Below are 17,679 nucleotides of genomic sequence, written 5' to 3' on the forward strand. Positions count from 1 at the left end.
GGCCGACGGATCCGCGGCCCGCGGGCCGATGCCGCGGAGCGCCGTGGCGACGAGCCTCGGCATCGGCGGCCGTACAAGGACGGCCGACGAGGTGGTTGGAGGACCCGATGCTCTCGAAAGCCCTGTTGCGCCTGGGCGCAAGCGCCGCCCGCCATCCCTGGCGGGTGATCGCGGCATGGCTGATCGCCGCCACGCTCGCCGTCCTCGCCGCCGTCGCCTTCGGCGGGCGGACCGCGGACTCGATGACCGCTCCGGGACTGGACTCCCAACGGGCCGCGCAACTGATCGAGCGGGCAGGCACCGGCCAGGAGGGGATGACCGCCCAAGTGGTCGTCACCCCCCTCGACGACGGTGCGACGTTCTTCGACGACGACGGCGCGCGCACCGCTCTCACGCGGCTGCAGACCGAGGTGAAGCGGCTGCCGCACGTGCTCGGCACGAGCGACCCGGCGGGGGCACTCGACGCAGGCGGGGGAAAGGCCGTGCGCGGCGGCCTCGTCTCGGCCGACGGGCGGATCGCGGTCGTCCGGGTGCAGTACCCCGACCAGAGCCGGCTGTCGACCGAAGACCTCGACGCCCTCGTCGATCTCGGCGACCGGCTGCGCGCCGAACTGCCCCTGCGCATCGAGATGGGCGGGAACCTCTTCTACGCCTTCTCCGACCCCGACGGCGGCGCGAGCGAGCTGATCGGCCTCCTCGCCGCGGCCGCGATCCTGTTCCTGGCGTTCGGTTCGCTCGTCGCCGCCGCGCTGCCGATCGGCATGGCGGTCTTCGGGCTGACCGTCGGGGTCGCCACGATGACGGTACTGGCGGGGGTGACAGAGGTCCCCACCTTCGCACCGGTCCTGGGCAGCATGGTCGGGCTCGGAGTGGGCATCGACTACGCGCTGTTCGTGCTCGCCAGGCACCGGGAGTACCTCGCGCGCGGGCTCGATCCCCGCGAGGCGGCGGGGCGAGCGGTGGCCACGGCGGGGAGGCCCGTGGTCTTCGCCGGCGGCACCGTCGTCGTATCGATCCTCGGCCTGGCGGTCGCGAACGTACCGTTCATGACGGTGGGCGGGCTCGCCGTCTCGATCGTCGTTCTGACGATGGTGGTCGCGTCGGTGACGCTGCTGCCGGCCTTCCTCGGCGCCGCCGGCCCACGCCTGGCCCGGGCCGGCCGGATCGGCCGGGCTCTGCAGACCAGGAAGCTGGGCCGACTCGCACGGCGGCGGGACCCGGCGGCAGGCGCCGCCCACGCCGCCGGGTGGCGTCGCTGGATCGGGCACGTCAGCCAGCACCCGGTGCCGTACGCGGTCGGCGCGGCGGGGCTGCTGCTGACCGCGACGCTGCCCGTGCTCGGCCTGCGCGTCGGCCTGCCCGACGACGGCTCACTGCCCCACAGCCGTACCGAGCGCCGGGCCTACGACCTCGTCGCCGAGGGGTTCGGCCCGGGCACCAACGGTCCCCTCGTCATCGCCGCGGACCCCACCGGTGATCCGGGAGTGCTGGACCGACTCGTCGCAACGGTCGCGGCGGATCCGGGCATCGCATCCGTCGCGCCGACGCACATCGATCGGGCCACCGGCATCGCGACCCTCGTGGTGTTCCCGACCACCAGCCCTCAGGACAAGGCCACGGCCGACACCATCGCCCGGCTGCGCACCGACGTGCTGCCCACGGCGATCGGGCACGGCCCGGCCAGGGCCCACGTCGGCGGCGCCGCCGCGAGCCTGTCCGATGTGGGCCAACGCACCAGCCAACGCCTGCCGGTGTTCGTCGCCGCCGTGCTGGCGATGTCGTTCCTGCTGCTGATGCTGGTCTTCCGCTCGATACTCGTACCGCTCAAGGCGGTACTGCTGAATCTGCTGAGCATCGGCGCGGCCTACGGCATCATGGTCGCGGTCTTCCAGTGGGGCTGGGGAGGCGCACTCATCGGGCTGGAAGCGACGGTTCCGATCGTGTCGTTCATCCCGATGTTCCTCTTCGCCATCCTGTTCGGCCTGTCGATGGACTACGAGGTGTTCCTCCTCTCCCGCGTACGCGAGGAGTACCTGCGCACCGGCGACAACGGCACGGCGATCGTTGAGGGCGTCTCGCGCACCGCCCGGATCATCACCTCGGCCGCCCTCATCATGGTGGCGGTCTTCCTGTCCTTCGCCGTCGCCGAGGACCCCTCCACCAAAATGTTCGGGCTCGGCCTGGCCACCGCGATCTTCATCGACGCCACGGTCGTACGCATGGTGCTGGTACCGGCGACCATGACACTCCTCGGCCGGACCAACTGGTGGCTGCCGAAGTGGCTAGACTGGATGCTTCCCCGCGGCCCGGTCGGCACCGACGACACCGACGCGGAATCCACGGGTGAGGCCCCGCGTCCACGGCTGGTTGACCGTTGACTCAACTCCTGCCCGCCCTTGGCGTCCGGCACCTCAGCGCGTCACCTAGGGGCATATCGAGTCGTGATCATCGGGTGGTCCTGGTGAGGTCCTTGATCCAGATCATCGAGGCGCGCAGGTGGAGACCGGCGAGGTAGCTGTCGGGAGTCTTGTCGTATCGGGTGGCGATGCCTCGCCATGCTTTGAGCTTGTTGATCAGGCGTTCGACGGTGTTCCGCTCCTTGTAGAGATCGGCGTCGTGGCTGACGGGTCGGCCACCTCTGGAGCCCTTCTTCTTCCGGTTGGCGGCCTGGTCCTTCTTCTCCGGGATGACCGCCTTGATACGGCGTTTGCACAGGTGGGAGCGGTTTCCGCGGGACGAGTACGCCTTGTCCCCGGCGACCGCGTCCGGCCGGATGCGGGGTCGGCCGACGGGCCCGCGTACCCGTACCTTCTTCAGGACGGGGATGAACTGCGGGCTGTCCGCTGCCTGGCCTGTGGTCAGGATGAACGCCAGCGGGCGGGTGCGGTCGGCGGCGAGGTGGACCTTGCTGGTCTGCCCGCCTCTGGAACGTCCGAGGAGGGCGGCCTTCAGCCGGAGTTTCCGCCGACGCCGGATGCGTCGTCGTTCTTCCAGCGCGGGATCACTTTCGGTCTCTTGCCCGTTTTGCTCTTCGAGGCCGCCCCCTTTGACCTGGCCTTCTCCTCCTCGGCCGCGGCTTTCTCCAGGGCGGTGACGACGTCCTCGTCGAGGTGCATCCCGGCCGCGTCGTGGTGGGCTCGGGCGGTGGTGGAGTCGATGCTGACCAGGGACAGGTCCACCTCACCCCGCTTCGCGGCTTCCGTGATCAGGCCCTCCAGCAGGGCCTCGAAGACGCCGGCGTCACGCCACTGCCGGAAGCGGTTGTGGACGGTCGACCAGGCGCCGAACTCCGTCGGCATCTCCCGCCACTGCCCGCCCGTCTTGAACCGCCAGATCACGCCCTCGAACTGCTGCCGCAGTCGCTCGGGGTACGGGCCGCACTCGCCGATCGGCAGGTACGGCTCGATGAACTCCCAATCCGGATCGGTCAGTTGCACTCGCGTCACGTAAGACCGTCTATCGGACCGGACCGTGCCACGAAGGCACATCCCGCAAATTGATCACGACTCGATACGCGCCCTAGGTGTATTGACCTGCAGCGTTGTTCACGCGGCTGATGGGTGGCTGGCCTGCGAGTGCGGTGTGGCAGCGGTGGTGGTTGTAGGTGTGCAGGAAGTCTGCCAGGGCTGCGGTCCGCTCGGTGTTGCTGGTGTAGGGCCGCAGGTAGGCCCATTCGTCGAGCAGGGTGCGGTTGAAGCGTTCGACCTTGCCATTGGTCTGGGGCCGGTAGGGCCGGATGCGCTTGTGCGTGATGCTGGCCGTGGCGAGTGCGTCTCGCCAGAGGAACGACTTGTAGCAGGAGCCGTTGTCGGTGAGCACGCGTTCGACGGTGATGCCGTGGCCGGTGAAGAAGGCGTGGGCTCGCTGCCAGAAGGCTGTGGCGGTCTCCTTGCGTTCGTCGGTGAGGACTTCGCTGTAGGCCAGGCGGGAGTGGTCGTCGACGGCGGAGTGGATGTAGCTGTAGCCGATCACCGGCTTGCAGCTTTTGCGCCGGTCGGTGGTGGCCTGGCGGTTGCGGTCGCCGGCCGTCCTGCCGACCGTGCGCCAGCCGCCGCCGTCAGGGATGTTGCCGAGTTTCTTGATGTCGACGTGGACCAGCTCGCCGGGCCGGGCCCGCTCGTAGCGGCGGATGGGCTCGCCGGTCGGCCGGTCCAGCCAGGCCAGCCGGTTCAGGCCGTGGCGGGCGAGGATGCGGTGCACGGTCGAGGCGGGCAGGCCGAGGATCGGGCCGATGCGGGCCGGGCCCAGCTTGCGGGCCTGGCGGAGTTCGCAGACGCGGGCCTCGATCGCGGGGGCCGTGCGGTGCGGGGTCGTGTGCGGCCGGCTGGAGCGGTCCTGCAGGCCCGCATCGCCCTCCGCCCGCCACCGGCGCACCCACTTGTGAGCCGTGGCCCGCGAGATCCCCATCTCGGCGGCCACATGCGCGACCGGCCGTCCGGAACAGACACGTTCAACCAGCAACTGCCTCCCGAAGACGGTCAGCCGGGCATTACGGTGGGACACGAAGACCTCCGTGCGTGGTGTGGAGCCTAGACACCTCCACCACACCGGAGGTCTTCGCCATGATCAAGACCCGCAAGTGTTAACAACGCTCGTGATCAATACACCTAGGCGACACCACCCGGTCTCTACCCGCGCCTGGCGGACAGGCAGCCACCAGCGGTCAGACCTGTTAGGTCAGTCGGGTGCTGGCGCGTTGCCGCGCGGAGAGAATTGAGCCGCCCCTACGCCGGGCCGGTGCGACCGGATCCTGGCGGCGCCCGTTGCGTGAATTGAACGTCTCGGAGGACAGCGGCGGCGAGGACGAGGGGTGAGTGCCACCAGCGCGTGGTCGGAACCGGTGGTCGCGCAGAGGGGTCCTGTGCTACCAGCGAGCCTCCGCCAACTTGAAGTTGCAGGTCAAAGGGCTGGTGTGACGGTCTTCCGGGGTCCTCGTGCTGGTCGTGGGCGGCAGTCTGCGGAGTAGATCGTCCGCCGGAGCGGTCGGCTCACCGGTGTCCGGCGTCATTTAACTCTGAGTGTGTGCCATCGAACCTCGGCGGACGCGAGTTCGTGCCAGCGAGGGTTGACCGCCGGGTCACGGCCCCTCAAAAGTGGCCGGACCGCCCCCTGCATACGCCGGCGCGCACCGGAGCGGGTCCTGATCCACGACACCTTCGTCCGGCCGGTGATCAACCTTCCGCCCGCTGGTGCTCTGACCGCATTGGTTCGCCGGGTTGGTCTTGCAGAATTGGCGCCGCGTCCTGGTGGGCGTGAGGGCGCATCGGTTGCGGTGGGTGGCTAACGGATCCGGAATCCGAAATGTTCTGGTCAGACGTATTGCTCGACCCATGCTTGGCCGTCGATGGCTGCGGCGGCGAGGCGCATGGCACCTCGGGCAACGACGTGGCGCGGGTCACCCACGGAGGGACGGCTGCGAGCCGCGAACAGGCTTGGTGCACGGCGAGCCCCGGACCAGACTGGTCCGGGGCTTCGGGCGATTTCACCCGGGCCGTCTGCGGGCCGTCGAAGGCCGCCAGCGGCAATCAACAATGACCATCAACCACCACCCGGCCGCGCGTCGGGCGCAGGCAGGGCCGCAAGACCCCGGGTGGGGCAGAATGCTCGACAGTCCTGCCCCGTCAGTCCATGCTCGGGAATGAATGGTGTTCGTGCGCCACAACCCAGCGTCCGCGTTCCTTGCGCAGCCCGACCGTCAGGCGTAGCCGGTTTTCGGGGTCTTCTCGCAGCTCCTTTTGAGTTCCGCAGCGCAGCAGTGCGTGCGCGAAGGCGACATCGTCGCCCGCCGTGATGTCGATCGAGACGATCTCGAACGAGGCGCCCTGCCGCTGCCATTCGAAGAACGGCGGCCACGTATCACGGTAGAGGTCGATGCCCCGTACTCCGTCTTTTGGTGGCGGCACATCAAACATCACGATGTCGTCGGCGTGATCGACGAGGACACCGTCCAAATCCCCGGCGTGCACAGCCTTCGCCCAGCGCTCGATAAGCGCCCGGATCTGCGTCTCATCATCCATGGCTGCGTCCCTTCAAGGATGCCGCCCTTCGGCGACCTTGTTCGAATGCGTGCGAAATGAGGACCGCCTCGACGACCGTGGCTCATCGGTCTCCGTCAACCAGGCCCTACTCCATTCCACTCCGGTGGAGGCCGTTGAGCGATGGAGCGATAATTCAAGTGATAATCATTTCGGTTTCGCTTCGGTTTGGAGGATGCATATGCAGTCCTCAGCCCGCGGCGGTCGATGTCGTCTCGATCATCAGCGACCCGGCACAGGACGGCGTACGAGCAGTACGTCGGCGTTACGGGGGAAGGAGCCGGACAAGGGTGATCCCGACGTGGAGGCGCAGCACGTTGACGCGGCTGAACACGCAAAGCGCCATCAGGCGACGGTGTAGCCCGGTGCGCGGTGCCGGGCGGGCCGGGATGATCCGTTCCGGCCCCGCTGCCGTCGCTCACGGAAGCGCGGCCAGAACCCTTCAGTTGGCCGTTGAGCGTCTCAGTTGGCCGTGCTGGCGCTCAAAACTCAGGCCCCGCATAGGCTTGCCTCATGGTGCAGAGCAAGGCGACAGATGTCGACGGCTACCTCGCCGAAGTCCCTGAGGAACGAAAGGATGCCCTGGTCAAACTGCGCCAGGTGTGTCGAACGGAGCTCAGGGGTTCGCTGAGGTGATGGCGTACGGCATGCCCGTCTATCAGCGCGACGGCACGGCCGAGATCGCCTTCGCCAGCCAGAAGCAGTACATCTCCTTCTACCTCATGCGCACCGACGTCCGCGAAGCGTTCGAGAACCGACTGATCGGACAGGACATGGGCAAGGGCTGTCTGCGGTTCCGCAAGCCGGAAGCCATCGACTTCAACCTGATACGGGACCTGTTGAGGGCTACTGCGACCCGGCCGGGCAAGAGCTGCTGACGATCCGCAGATCGAGCACCCCCCGGCCAACTGGAACGCTCAACGGCCAACTGAAGCCCTCAGCCACAGCGCGGCATCGACGCCGACACGCAGGCCGACTGTGGCGTACTGCCTCCCGGAGTCGTGAAGTACTGACTTCGGGAGTCGTGGATAGGGCCAGACAGTCGAACAGAACCGGGTGGGAATGGCCAACGGGAGCTGGGAGAAAGGCCGCATGATTCACGAGAAGCACTGCGTGACGACTCCCCGTCTCATGCCGGCCCTGGTATGCCAGGTCGGACACCAGGGGGACAACTAACCGGTCGGAAGCCAGGCCGTCCCTGACGCTGAGCCCCTTAGGGCCAACGGGCCCGACCGGAAGCCCAGTCAGCCCGCATGCGCCACCCGCGCAGAATCAGAAGGCTCGCGACCAACCCAACGGATTGCGGCGGATCTCCTTGATCAGCATGCGGAACAGCGACCTGTCGAACAGAATTCCGTAATAGTCCTCGGACACCTGTGTTCCATTGATCACTGCGGTGGGTGTGCCAGAGGATCGAACACGCACGAGAACTCATCGGTGAGCTGCAGGAGCTGTGCACGGCATCCCTGCAAGGAGCCGGTTCCTGTCCTGTGACAGCGAACCTTGACTGATTGCCGCCGAAGGTTGAGCGGACGGAGTTCTGCATCTCACGCCGTGGACAGGACAGTTAGCGTGGCGCGCTGATGTCGGCCTTGAAGGGGCTGCCGTGGCCGGGCACGATCAGGTCCGCGGCGGCCAGCACGCGGAGCCGGGAGGCGCGCAGTACCTCGCGGTCCGGGGCTACGGGGTCGTCCGCGGGGCCGTCCGAGTGCCACCACAGGTCGCCGGCGAACGCCACCACGCCCGTGTCCGTGCCGGCCAGCAGGGTGATGTCCTCGAGGCTGTGTCCCGGTGTGCGGATCAGCCGCAGCGACGGGGTTAGTTCGTAGCCCTCCGCGTCCCGGTTCCTCCACTGGTCGCCCAGGTACTCCACCTTGTGGTCGTGGACCCTGGCCCGTCCGAACAGGCCCACGTTCATGGTGTTGTCCGGGTGGTGGTGGCTGAGCACCACGTCGGTGATGTCGTCGGGGCCGAGCCCCAACTCCGCGAGCGGGCCGAGGATGTGGTCGCGGCTCGCCACCATGCCCGGGTCGAAGATCACATGCCGGTCGCCGTCGGTGACGTAGGAGACGGTGGCGGCGACGCCGGGCCCGGTGGAGCCGACGTAGCCGGTGGTGAGGATCGTGTACACGGCGCTGCGGCCGAGCGGTGCGTCTGTCATGTCCCCCATCGTTCCGGGCAGGCCGGGCCGCTGACGAGTGGCACTTCTGCCATTCATCGCAGGATTCGTGCCACTCGTGCCACACTGCTTCCGTGCCGCCTTTCGTGACCGTTGCCGCGTACGTTCCCCCCGGTGTCGGCATGCTCGCCGTGGGCATCGTCGCCGAGGTGTTCGGCCCTCACGGGGAGGGGCTGCCCGGCTTCGACTTCGTGCTGTGCACCGACCGGCCCGGGCCGGTCCCTACCGACCTCGGCGTGCCGCTCATGGTCGCGCATGGCCTGGACCGGCTGGCTGCCGCTGATCTGGTGATCGCCTTGCCGTGGGCCGGCTTCCGTACGCCACCCGGTCCCGCTGTGCTTGACGCGCTGTCGGCCGCACACGAGAGCGGCTCACTGGTCGCGGCCCACTGTGTCGGCACGTTCGCGCTCGCCGCCGCCGGTCTGCTCGACGGCCGACGGGCCACCACGCACTGGCGGTTCGCCGAACTGCTGGCCCACCGCCACCCGGACGTCGTTGTGGACCCCGACGCCCTGTACATCGACGAAGGGCGGATCACTACGGGTGCGGGAGCCGCCGCGGGCTTCGATCTGTGCCTGCATCTGCTGAGGCGGGAGTACGGGGCCACGATGGCCAACGCCGTCGCCCGCGACATGGTGCTGCCCTCCCACCGGGACGGCGGTCAGGCCCAGTATCTGACCTCCCCCGTCCCTGAGGACTGCCAGGACGAGCGTCTCGTGGAGGTGCTCGCCTGGGCCCGCGAGCACCTCCACGAACCGCTTCCCGTCGCGGAACTGGCCCGACGCGCAGTAATGAGCAAACGGTCCTTCGCCCGCCGCTTCGCCGCCGCGACCGGCACCACCCCGCACGCCTGGCTCCGGAGCCTGCGACTGAGCAGCGCCGAGGAACTCCTGGAAACCACGGACCTGCCGATCGAGGAGATCGCCCACCGGGTCGGATACGGAAGCGCGGCCGTCCTGCGCGAACAGTTCGTGCGCCGCCGGGGTGTGCCGCCCCGTTCCTACCGCCGCTCCTTCACCAACGCGCCGTAGCGAGCCGGGCGAGCCGACGCCGTTCTGAGCAGGCGGCTCTCCCACACCCACAGTCACCTGGCTGCGAGGTGAGCTGCGGATCCCTGTCCAGTCAATCTTGGCTGGCACGAACTGCCCTGTCGTCGGACTTCGGTGGCAATCGGTCAAGGTTCGCTGTCGCAGGACAGTTCCCCCTGATTTGGCCCACTGCTGAGTGTTCATCAACCGATCGATAGTTGAGCGCCATGAACACGAGCCGTGGGTTCGCTAGCACGCGTGGCGCCTTGGCGGTCATGCTCGTGCGCTTGCGCGGTCTTCGGGGTGCTGGCCCCGGCACTACTGGCCGGCATCTGGCTGATGGGGTCGGAGCCGATAGTGTTCGGGGAGAGTGACACGATGTGTGGCTGAGGTGTTGCCGCCGGAGTGGGGGGTGTGGGCCCGCTGCGGTGAACCCACAGGAGAGCTCCCGCCAGCAACGCGGCGCCTCCTATTAGCCAGGGCAGCGGGCCTGCCGGAAGGACGCCAACGATCAAGCCGGTGAGAGCTCCCGCCAGTTGCAGGGCGAGAGACTGGACGGACAGCGCGGTGGCCCGGCCCGAACTTGCGACACGGCGGTGCAGGAGGTCGTTCTCGCTCGGCCCCGCCGCACCGAGCCCGAGGTAGACCAGGCCGTAGCCGGTGGCCGCGAGGACCACGGAGCCCACTCCTGTGGACGCTGCGGTGGCGCCGAGCAGAAGCAGGCCGCTCGCGCTGGCGCCCAGGCTCACCACGACCGCCCGCTCGCCGCTGCCCGCGAGTCGGGCGGTGAGCGGTGCGAAGTGGCTGCCGATAGCTGAGCAGATGAATCCGGCGCAGGCGAGTGCGGCAAAGAGCACCGCCCCCGACTCCGATGCACCGGTGAGCGCCGCGGCACGACCCGGCGTGAGCAGTTCGATCGCGGCCAGGGCGCTGCCGGCGGCCCCAGCGCTGAGGAGCACCCGGCGGACCAGCGCGTCGCTTCCGCCCAGGCGAAGCCCGCCCGCGACGGTGGCCGGGATGCCTCGGAGTACGTTGCGCAGGGTGGCCGTCGGCCGGGGCGGTTCGGGCAGAGCGGTCAAGACGTACAGCACGAAGGCGATTTCGACCGCTGCGCCCAGCAGCAGCGGGAGGGAAAGGGGCAGCACCAGCTCGGAGGTTGCCTCGCTCAGCCGGGCTCCGAGGTTGGGGCCGAGTCCGAGCAGCCAGGGAAGGGCGCCGCCGAGCAGGGTGCCCGTTGCGAGCGCGGCGGATGTCGCGGACGAGCCACGGGCCAGGCCGGCGCGCAGTTCGGCGCCGGGGCCGGAGTACGCGTGGACGGTGTCGACGTACCAGGCTTCGGCCGGTCCGCTGGACAGCGCACGGCCCGCGCCCATCAGGGCCATGCCGAGCCCGAGCAGCAAGGGAGTGGTGCCCAGGCCCACGAGGGTTAAGGCGGCCAGGTTCAGCAGGCCGGCGGCGGCCAGGACAGCGCGGCGTCCGAGGACATCGGACAATCCTCCGGTAGGCAGTTCCAGCACGGCGGCGGTGAGGGAGTGCGCGGCGAAGAAGCCTGCGATGGCCACCGTGGCCATGCCGCGCTCGGTGAACAGCAGGATCAGGGGAGCGATGCTCAGTCCCAGCGGCAGCCAGAACAGAACGCAGACCGTGGCGTAGCGGCGGCGTGCGGTGCGTATGTCCAGCGGCCCGGTCATGACGCGTCCTCGGCATCCGTCTCCGCAGGGGCAGAGGTGTCCGGCTCAGCGCCGGGGTCGTGCGGAGCCAGGGGCAGCCCAGCGGTGAGGAGCACGACCTGCGCTGCGCGCGGATCTTCGGCATCGCGGGTGGTCAGTTCCTCCAGCTTCCGGTCGAGCACCTCCCAGAGTTCGGTGAGCGACTCGGGGGTCAGGCGGGGCATCAGGTCGCCGATCCCGGACGGCTCAACCCACTCCTGGCCTAGCCGCCCGTCGGCGATGTCGGCCTCGTGACGGACGAGAGAAGCCTCCAAGTGCTCGATCTGGGCCCTGCGCGACAAGCTGACCCAGGCGCGGCTGCCCGGCGAGGCTTCCATTGCCTCGTTGCTCCAGGAGGTCACGGAGTGCACCGCCTGCCAGCGGCGCTCCCGCCCGTCACGGTGCTCGGCCTCGGCAACGAACGCGTACTTCGCCAGCACCCGCAGGTGATAGCTGGTGGAAGCGGATGACTCCCCAGTCCTGACCGCGAGTTCGCTCGCGGTTGCTGGGCCGTCCTGCCGCAGCAGCCCGAGCAGCCGGATGCGCAGGGGGTGCGTGAGGGCCTTTAGGGCTGCTGCGTCCCGCTCGGGATCGAGTACGCGTCTCTGTTCTTCGCTGACCATGACGGGAGGCTAAAACTCTCAGAGGGTTTCCAAAAGTATTTTTGCAGAATTTCTTTTGGGTGGCTGGCACTGGACTGGACAGGCTCACGCGTCCGTACGTTCCTCGGCCAGCTCCTCCCGACCTGCCCTACGGGCGCCGGGCACCGTGGGCGCGGCGAGGTTCAGTCGAGCGGCCATGTCGAGGTTGACCTCGCCATAAGTGCGCACGTAAGTCCAGAACAGAGGGGTCAGGCCGCGGCGATCGGCCGTGGTGAGCAGGTCCGCCCGCTCCGGGTTCCTCCAGGACGTCCTGGAGAATGAGGGTGTTCACGTAGACCAAGGCGGATTGCAGGATCCGCAGGCACAACACGGGCGGACTCTTGTCCTTCGAGGGTGCGGCCGCGGATGTACTCGCGTTCCATGCCGGACATGGCGGCGAGCACGGTGAAGACGATGCCAGAGGGGTCGTGGGAGCCCTTCAGCTCCCCGGTGAGGAACTCCAGGCCGACGTCGCTCGCCTTCAGCTCTTCGGCGAGCATGGCGAGTTCGATGCCGCGGCCGAGGCGCTTGTGCTCGTGGACGACAAGGGTGACGGCGACGCCGGAGGAGCGGATTCCGCCGGCGAGCTTGACGGCGGCCTCCAGCTCGAGCCGCCTGGTGACGCGGGTGGAGATCTTCTCCGCGAAGACGCGGGGCACGTTCGCGTCGGCCAGGGCGTCGAGTTGGGCGTCGAGAGACTGTCGGGCGGTGGAGGCGCGGGCGTATCCGATGCGGACGTGCCCGATCGGCTCGGCGTCGGTGTTCGCCGGTCGCGGCAGCTCGGTCCGGACCGCGCCGGGCCCGCGTACGGCGGGGGTCGGGACGTTGAGGGACTTGGCGAGTTGAGGCACGAGGCGGAAGCCGGCGGTGTGGTACTGGATGGCGACCTTGCCCTTGCCTGTGCGGCAGGGTGAGCCCGCTGGGGCGGCGCAGGTGGATATCGGGCAAACGTGCGCTTCTACGCGCTTGAAGTCGTCGCTCACGACCCCGAACTGACTCATGAAGGCGTTTCAACTGTAGACCCGTTTGCAACAACGCATGAAACAAGAAGCCCGCAGCGCGATCAGTAGCCGGGGTGCTGTTTCACGAGTGGTCGCCTATGAAACAGCAGCAGGGTTTCATTCCGTGCCGGGCATGGCTGGGATGTCAAGAAGGGCGAGGAAGGCGGTCGCCGCGGGCGTGCGGCTGACGCGGCTCCAGATGACGTATTCGACGCGGGCTGGCGCGTCAGTGACCTCGATGGTGGTTACGCCGGTGAGCTGAGGCGCGTAGGCGGAGGGGAGCATGGCGATGCCGAGGCCCTCCCTGACCAGTCGAGCCATGATGAAGTCGACGGTGGTCACTTCGAAGGCGACGTCGCGGCTGAGACCAGCGGCTGAGAAGGCTTGGTCGGATTGGACACGTCCGGCTGTCCCGGCCGGAAGGTCCACGAATACCTCGGAGGAAAGCCTGCGAAGGTTGACCGCTGGTTCGTCGGCGAGTGGATGGTCCGGCGCGACCACGGCGACAAGTCGGTCACGGGCGAGTTCGTGGGCCTCGACACCTTGAGGCCGCGCTGTGGTCGGCAGCCCAAGGAAAGCCACCTCGATGGCTCCTTGCTTGATCTGCTCGACGAGGTCCTCGCTCGCGCCCACCCGCAGGCCGATGCGCACGTGCGGGTACTGCTGGCGGAAGTCACGCAGCGCACCCGGGATATCGACCGCGGCGACGGTAGGGATCAGGCCCACGGCGAGCCGTCCGCGTACCTCTCCGACGGCTGCGGCGACCTCGGCGGATGCGCGCTCGGCGGCGTCCAGACACTGACGGGCGGCGGGGAGGAACGCTGCACCGGCCGGTGTCAGCCGCACCCGGCGGCTGGTGCGCTCGAAGAGTCTCGCGCCAAGTTCCCGTTCCAGACGCGCGATTTGGTGGCTGAGGGCGGACTGGACAACCAGACATCGTTCGGCGGCCCGGGTGAAGCTATTCGTCTCGGCAACGGCGACGACGTAGCGCATCTGCTGGAGGTCCATGGATCTATCTTGTATCGCGATCAATGAGGTGACAAACATGTGTTGGACTCATTGATCGCTGCTGGATGAGACTGCGGGCATGACAAGTCCAGCAGCACAAAGGGCTTCCGGCGGAGCCAGCAACGGTGCTCCCCGTGGAAATCTGCCTCGCGCCGCCCTGACGGCGTTCACTCCCATGGTGTGGGGCACGACATATGTCGTCACCACCGAGTTTCTCCCGCAGGGACATCCTCTGTTTGCGGGACTCCTGCGTGCGTTGCCCGCCGGCCTGATCGCGCTGGCGATCACCCGGACCTTGCCGCGCGGAGCGTGGTGGGGGAAAGCCGCAGCACTCGGCGTGCTGAATATCGGCCTGTGCTTTCCCTTGCTGTTCATAGCGGCCGATCGCCTGCCCGGGGGCGTGGCCGCCACCCTGGCGGCGGCCCAGCCGCTCATCGTCGCCGCTCTGGCCGTGCCCGTCCTGCACGAGCGCCCCTCCGCCTGGCGCATCGCCTGGGGAGTAGCCGGCGTGGTCGGCGTCGGCTTGGTAGTGATCGGGCCGAATGCGGCACTCGACATCGTTGGGATCGCGGCGGGCCTTGCGACCGCGGCCTCGATGGCGCTCGGGGTGACGCTCACCAAGCGCTGGGGACGTCCCGCCGAGGCCAGTCCCACCGCTTTTGCCGGCTGGCAGCTCACCGCAGGAGGCCTATTCCTGGTGCCAGTCACATTTCTTACTGAGGGGCCACCTCCGGCCGTCAACCTCACCGCCGCCCTCGGCTACCTCTGGCTAGGTCTGGTTGGCGGTCTGATCGCCTATGTCCTGTGGTTCCGCGGCATCACCACATTGCCCGTCACCTCTGTCGCGGTTCTCGTCCTGCTCTCGCCACTGGTCGCCGCAGTTCTCGGCGCCATCCTGCTCGGCCAGACACTCGGCCCGATCCAACTCCTGGGGTTCGGGCTCTCACTCGCCGCGATCGTCGCAGGACAGCTCCCCGCACCCGCCCGCTCACACGGCCCGGTTTCAACACCCGCACCGGACAGGACACCTCGATGAAGAACGCCGTCACCGGAGCCACAGGCACAGTCGGCTCACGCATCGTCAGCGAGACCGCAAGCCAGGGACATGACCTCATCATGACCACGGCGAGTCCGGACCTGCTGCGCAGCACGGGCAAGACGTTCGCCGAAGCGGTCATGTCGACCCCCACCGGTCGATCGTCACCGGGCGGTCTGCACGTGGGGGCGTCGCAGAGCGGCCCCTGATCGGCTCACCCGGAGCAAGCACCACCCCCGCCGGCCCCCGCGGAACCGGCTTCACCATGACATCGCCGGAAGGATTCTCACAGCGCCTAACAAGAAGACCGTCCTGGTCGCGGGCGCGACTGGCGGCCAGGGCGGCGCCGTTGCCAGCAGGCTGCTCGACAACGGCTGGCCGGTGCGCACCCTTGTCCGTGACCCGGACAAGCAGGGGGCCAAGGACCTCAAGGCGCTCGGCGCGGAACTGGTCACCGGCGACCTCGACGACCCGGAGTCGCTGTGCGCGGCAGCGCAGGGTGTGCACGGCGTCTTCAGCGTGCAGCCCGCCGACTTGGCCGACCCACACCCCGAAGAGGAGGTGCGGCAAGGCAAGAACGTCGCCGACGCGGCCAAAGCCGCGGATGTCGCGCACCTGATTTACAGCTCCGTTGGCGGCGCCGAGCGCAAGTCCGGCGTCGCGCACTTCGAGACGAAGGCGGAGATCGAGGCGCACATCGATGCCATCAGCGCGCCCGCGACGGTGCTGCGGCCGGTGTTCTTCATGGAGAACTGGCCGTACATGGTGCCGGAGGCGGAGAACGGTGAGCGGGTTGGTTTGATCGCGCTGGAGGCGGACACCTCGCTGCAGATGATCGCGCTGGTCGACATCGGCCGGATCGCCGCGGACGCGTTCGACAAAGCCGGCCGAGTTCATCGGCAAGAAGACCGAGATCGCCGGCGACGAGCTGACCGTGCGGCAGATCGCCGAGGCGTTCACCAAGGTCGACGGCATACCGACTCGCATCGAGCGGCAGTCGATCGAGGAGATCGGGGCGGCGTAACGGGCTCCGGGAGTCCACTGACCAGGCCGAGCTCGCCGAGTGGCTGAGCGCCGAGCTGTGCCCGGTGGAGCTTTCGCGTGAGCGTCTGGTGGCCGCGGTGGCCCGCTGCCGCAACGACGACATGGAACCGCCGGCCCCGGGGAAGGCCGATCGCCTGGTGGGCAAGGAGATCAAGGCGTTCGAGGACCGATTCTGCTGGATTTCACTGGAGGGGCTGTGGCGGGCGCCCCGGGAACCGGCAGCCTCCGCATGCCGGGCGCCTGTGCGGACGGGGGTAGCCGGCGGTGATGGTCCTTCACGAGCGTTCACGAAGGACCATCACCTGCAGAATCGGCGTGGATTGCCGATTGGAGCCGGCGGCGGGTCAGGGAGTGGTCGGGCCGGATCAGTTGACGCATCCGGGTAGCGGTGTGGGGCTGCAGTTGGTGGGGCGGTTGTGTACTACACGGCTGGAGATCAGGATCACCGTGTCCACGCGGTCGTCCCCCCCGTTGAAGATCCCGCCGGGAGCCCGCTGGGAGGAGTTGTTTTCGACCGAACTGTCCCGGAGAGTCATGAGGTTGAACGGTTCGACGAAGATGCCGCCGGCTACGCCGTTGGTGCCGGTGGTGGTATTGCCGTGGACACGGCTCCGGTTGAGCCTCGCTGCACTGCGACCGGTCTGGTAGATGCCGCCGGCCGAGACGGCCGCCGTGTTGTCGCTGACGGTCGTGTCGTTGAGGTCCACGCTGGTGAAGGCGCCCTCGTTTTCGGCTACGGTGATGAGCAAGCCGCCTGCCACAACACCGGCGCGATTCCTGGTGATCTTGGTGTCGTTGACGACCACGCTGGGGCCGCCCACGACGAGGCCGCCGCCCTGGCCATCGGCACTGTTGCCGCTGATGGTGCTGTGCGAGTACGTCGCGATGCCGTCCACGTGCCACACTCCGCCACCATCGTGCGCGTGGTTGCCCCTGATGACACTGTTCCGGATGGTGAGCGAAGAGTCCTCCTGTTTGCTGAACAGGGAATAGTGGTTGATGCCTCCGCCGAAGCCGTCGGTCCTGTTGCCGACAACCTTGCATCCGTCGAGCGTGAGCTTGCTGCCGAACACGCTAATGCCGCCGCCGTTACCCGGGTTATCCGTACTGCTTGATACTGAGCGGCCATTGCGGATCGTGACGTCGTGGAGGCTCAGGTCTCCTTGTCGGGGAAACCCGATCTCATCGAGGGCGCCGACCTGGAAGATGCGGAATGCTGTCGTGGAGCTGCGCCTGATGGTGCTTCCGTTGCCGTAGATAGTGATCTTGCTGGTGATGACCGGCAGAGCGTTGCCCTCGTTGTCCGGTGTCGTGATGGTGTAGGTGCAGCGACGGGCGAGGCTCAGCGTGCCGCCACCGGCGTCATTCGCTTTCTTGATCGCGTCCTTGAGGGCCTGCTCGCTGCAGCGGACCCGATCGCCGTGGTCGGCGTCGTCGGCGTGAGCGGTGGCCGGAACGCCGATGACAGCTGCGACCATCACCGCCGCCCCGGCAAAAGCCCTGAATCTCGACATGCACTCGCCCTTCTGAGGATGGACGGGGCACACCAATCCAAATCGGCTCACCGATGCGCCTCGAACATTTTGTGGTCTTTAGGCGCAATTTAGGCGTTACGCATCGCATTCGTGCTGCGGCGTGCTGCTCACTCCTCCATCTGTGGAGGGGCGTGTGAGGTTCGGGGAGGATGTCACCGAGATGTTCGGCTTTGTATGTCACTGATGGGCAGACATGTATGCGCCGATCAGCAGCCGTTTAGTTAGTCGATCACGGTGTCCGTAAGCCGAACATTGTGGTGACATGAGGCCGTATCGGCCAGTGTCGCCTTCGCCGAACCTTCTTCTGTTCAGCTGTCAGGCCGGTGGTGGGGGAGTGGGGAGTGCCGGCACCTATGACCCGCGGGCGTAGGTGGCTCCGGGTGGCTGCCAAGCAACTGCTGTGGGCAGATCACAGACGCGCCGGCGCAGGCGGCATCCGGTTGGGCCTCGCCGGTGTTGCCGA

14 protein-coding genes and 2 pseudogenes are annotated in these 17,679 nt (G+C 68.0%); 6 read left to right on the forward strand and 10 right to left on the reverse strand.

Annotation, left to right across the window (positions count from 1 at the left end; all coding sequences use genetic code 11):
- The first annotated feature begins 107 nt into the window (after nt 1–107).
- Nucleotides 108–2,378 carry an MMPL family transporter gene (locus ACFYXH_RS22535; RefSeq protein WP_389565667.1) on the forward strand — a complete coding sequence of 757 codons (2,271 nt, stop codon included), beginning with the start codon at nt 108–110 and terminating at the stop codon, nt 2,376–2,378.
- 67 nt (nt 2,379–2,445) lie between these two features.
- On the opposite strand, the pseudogene ACFYXH_RS22540 reads toward ACFYXH_RS22535, so the two are convergent.
- From ACFYXH_RS22540 to ACFYXH_RS22550, 3 genes and pseudogenes are all read right to left on the reverse strand, one after another.
- Nucleotides 2,446–3,446 (reverse strand): annotated as a pseudogene (locus tag ACFYXH_RS22540) (IS5 family transposase).
- A gap of 73 nt (nt 3,447–3,519) precedes the next feature.
- Nucleotides 3,520–4,503: an IS481 family transposase gene (locus ACFYXH_RS22545; RefSeq protein WP_389565670.1), complete on the reverse strand. Its 984-nt coding sequence runs from the start codon at nt 4,501–4,503 to the stop codon at nt 3,520–3,522.
- Between the two features lie 1,118 nt (nt 4,504–5,621).
- Nucleotides 5,622–6,017 carry a YybH family protein gene (locus ACFYXH_RS22550; protein WP_389565673.1) on the reverse strand — a complete coding sequence of 132 codons (396 nt, stop codon included), beginning with the start codon at nt 6,015–6,017 and terminating at the stop codon, nt 5,622–5,624.
- A 531-nt stretch (nt 6,018–6,548) separates the two neighbouring features.
- Here ACFYXH_RS22550 and ACFYXH_RS22555 point away from each other — a divergent pair.
- Nucleotides 6,549–6,913 (forward strand): annotated as a pseudogene (locus ACFYXH_RS22555) (iron chaperone).
- Nucleotides 6,914–7,602: 689 nt separating this feature from the next.
- On the opposite strand, the gene ACFYXH_RS22560 reads toward ACFYXH_RS22555, so the two are convergent.
- On the reverse strand, nt 7,603–8,196 hold the full coding sequence (locus tag ACFYXH_RS22560) for an MBL fold metallo-hydrolase (RefSeq protein WP_389565675.1): 594 nt from the start codon (nt 8,194–8,196) through the stop codon (nt 7,603–7,605).
- A 140-nt stretch (nt 8,197–8,336) separates the two neighbouring features.
- Between ACFYXH_RS22560 and ACFYXH_RS22565 the strand changes: the two genes are divergently transcribed.
- Nucleotides 8,337–9,245, forward strand: a complete 909-nt coding sequence (locus ACFYXH_RS22565) for a GlxA family transcriptional regulator (RefSeq protein WP_389565822.1) — start codon at nt 8,337–8,339, stop codon at nt 9,243–9,245.
- Nucleotides 9,246–9,445: 200 nt separating this feature from the next.
- Here ACFYXH_RS22565 and ACFYXH_RS22570 read toward each other — a convergent pair whose 3' ends face one another.
- From ACFYXH_RS22570 to ACFYXH_RS22590, 5 genes are all read right to left on the reverse strand, one after another.
- On the reverse strand, nt 9,446–10,933 hold the full coding sequence (locus tag ACFYXH_RS22570; RefSeq protein ID WP_389565677.1) for an MFS transporter: 1,488 nt from the start codon (nt 10,931–10,933) through the stop codon (nt 9,446–9,448).
- Nucleotides 10,930–11,574 (reverse strand): helix-turn-helix domain-containing protein, encoded by a 645-nt coding sequence (locus ACFYXH_RS22575; RefSeq protein ID WP_389565679.1) that lies wholly within the window; start codon nt 11,572–11,574, stop codon nt 10,930–10,932. The genes ACFYXH_RS22570 and ACFYXH_RS22575 overlap by 4 nt, the downstream gene beginning before the upstream one ends.
- Nucleotides 11,575–11,658: 84 nt before the next feature.
- Nucleotides 11,659–11,781: a hypothetical protein gene (locus ACFYXH_RS22580; protein WP_389565681.1), complete on the reverse strand. Its 123-nt coding sequence runs from the start codon at nt 11,779–11,781 to the stop codon at nt 11,659–11,661.
- Between the two features lie 20 nt (nt 11,782–11,801).
- Nucleotides 11,802–12,593 (reverse strand): recombinase family protein, encoded by a 792-nt coding sequence (locus tag ACFYXH_RS22585; protein WP_389565684.1) that lies wholly within the window; start codon nt 12,591–12,593, stop codon nt 11,802–11,804.
- Between the two features lie 117 nt (nt 12,594–12,710).
- Entirely contained in the window at nt 12,711–13,601 is an 891-nt protein-coding gene (locus ACFYXH_RS22590; protein WP_389565686.1) for a LysR family transcriptional regulator, read from the reverse strand.
- A 79-nt stretch (nt 13,602–13,680) separates the two neighbouring features.
- Between ACFYXH_RS22590 and ACFYXH_RS22595 the strand changes: the two genes are divergently transcribed.
- From ACFYXH_RS22595 to ACFYXH_RS22605, 3 genes are all read left to right on the forward strand, one after another.
- On the forward strand, nt 13,681–14,637 hold the full coding sequence (locus ACFYXH_RS22595; protein ID WP_389565689.1) for an EamA family transporter: 957 nt from the start codon (nt 13,681–13,683) through the stop codon (nt 14,635–14,637).
- The gene (locus tag ACFYXH_RS22600) at nt 14,634–14,846 is read left to right on the forward strand and encodes a hypothetical protein (RefSeq protein WP_389565692.1); all 213 of its coding nucleotides are present in this window, start codon (nt 14,634–14,636) and stop codon (nt 14,844–14,846) included. The genes ACFYXH_RS22595 and ACFYXH_RS22600 overlap by 4 nt, the downstream gene beginning before the upstream one ends.
- Nucleotides 14,847–14,997: 151 nt before the next feature.
- Nucleotides 14,998–15,708 (forward strand): NmrA family NAD(P)-binding protein, encoded by a 711-nt coding sequence (locus tag ACFYXH_RS22605; protein WP_389565824.1) that lies wholly within the window; start codon nt 14,998–15,000, stop codon nt 15,706–15,708.
- 338 nt (nt 15,709–16,046) lie between these two features.
- Here the strand turns inward: ACFYXH_RS22605 and ACFYXH_RS22610 are convergent, their stop codons facing one another.
- Nucleotides 16,047–17,195: a hypothetical protein gene (locus ACFYXH_RS22610; protein WP_389565695.1), complete on the reverse strand. Its 1,149-nt coding sequence runs from the start codon at nt 17,193–17,195 to the stop codon at nt 16,047–16,049.
- Nucleotides 17,196–17,679: the final 484 nt, after the last annotated feature.

Origin of the sequence: Streptomyces sp. NPDC002730, from assembly GCF_042888805.1 — a bacterium.
Lineage (GTDB): Bacteria > Actinomycetota > Actinomycetes > Streptomycetales > Streptomycetaceae > Streptomyces.

What these genes read in the sequence shown, in the direction of transcription:
- ACFYXH_RS22560 (WP_389565675.1), bottom strand. Translation starts at nt 8,196, where the DNA reads ATGACAGACGCACCGCTCGGCCGCAGCGCCGTGTACACGATCCTCACC.
- ACFYXH_RS22575 (WP_389565679.1), bottom strand. Translation starts at nt 11,574, where the DNA reads ATGGTCAGCGAAGAACAGAGACGCGTACTCGATCCCGAGCGGGACGCA.
- ACFYXH_RS22535 (WP_389565667.1), top strand. Translation starts at nt 108, where the DNA reads ATGCTCTCGAAAGCCCTGTTGCGCCTGGGCGCAAGCGCCGCCCGCCAT.
- ACFYXH_RS22595 (WP_389565689.1), top strand. Translation starts at nt 13,681, where the DNA reads ATGACAAGTCCAGCAGCACAAAGGGCTTCCGGCGGAGCCAGCAACGGT.
- ACFYXH_RS22550 (WP_389565673.1), bottom strand. Translation starts at nt 6,017, where the DNA reads ATGGATGATGAGACGCAGATCCGGGCGCTTATCGAGCGCTGGGCGAAG.
- ACFYXH_RS22570 (WP_389565677.1), bottom strand. Translation starts at nt 10,933, where the DNA reads ATGACCGGGCCGCTGGACATACGCACCGCACGCCGCCGCTACGCCACG.
- ACFYXH_RS22610 (WP_389565695.1), bottom strand. Translation starts at nt 17,195, where the DNA reads ATGTCGAGATTCAGGGCTTTTGCCGGGGCGGCGGTGATGGTCGCAGCT.
- ACFYXH_RS22600 (WP_389565692.1), top strand. Translation starts at nt 14,634, where the DNA reads ATGAAGAACGCCGTCACCGGAGCCACAGGCACAGTCGGCTCACGCATC.
- ACFYXH_RS22565 (WP_389565822.1), top strand. Translation starts at nt 8,337, where the DNA reads ATGCTCGCCGTGGGCATCGTCGCCGAGGTGTTCGGCCCTCACGGGGAG.
- ACFYXH_RS22590 (WP_389565686.1), bottom strand. Translation starts at nt 13,601, where the DNA reads ATGGACCTCCAGCAGATGCGCTACGTCGTCGCCGTTGCCGAGACGAAT.
- ACFYXH_RS22585 (WP_389565684.1), bottom strand. Translation starts at nt 12,593, where the DNA reads ATGAGTCAGTTCGGGGTCGTGAGCGACGACTTCAAGCGCGTAGAAGCG.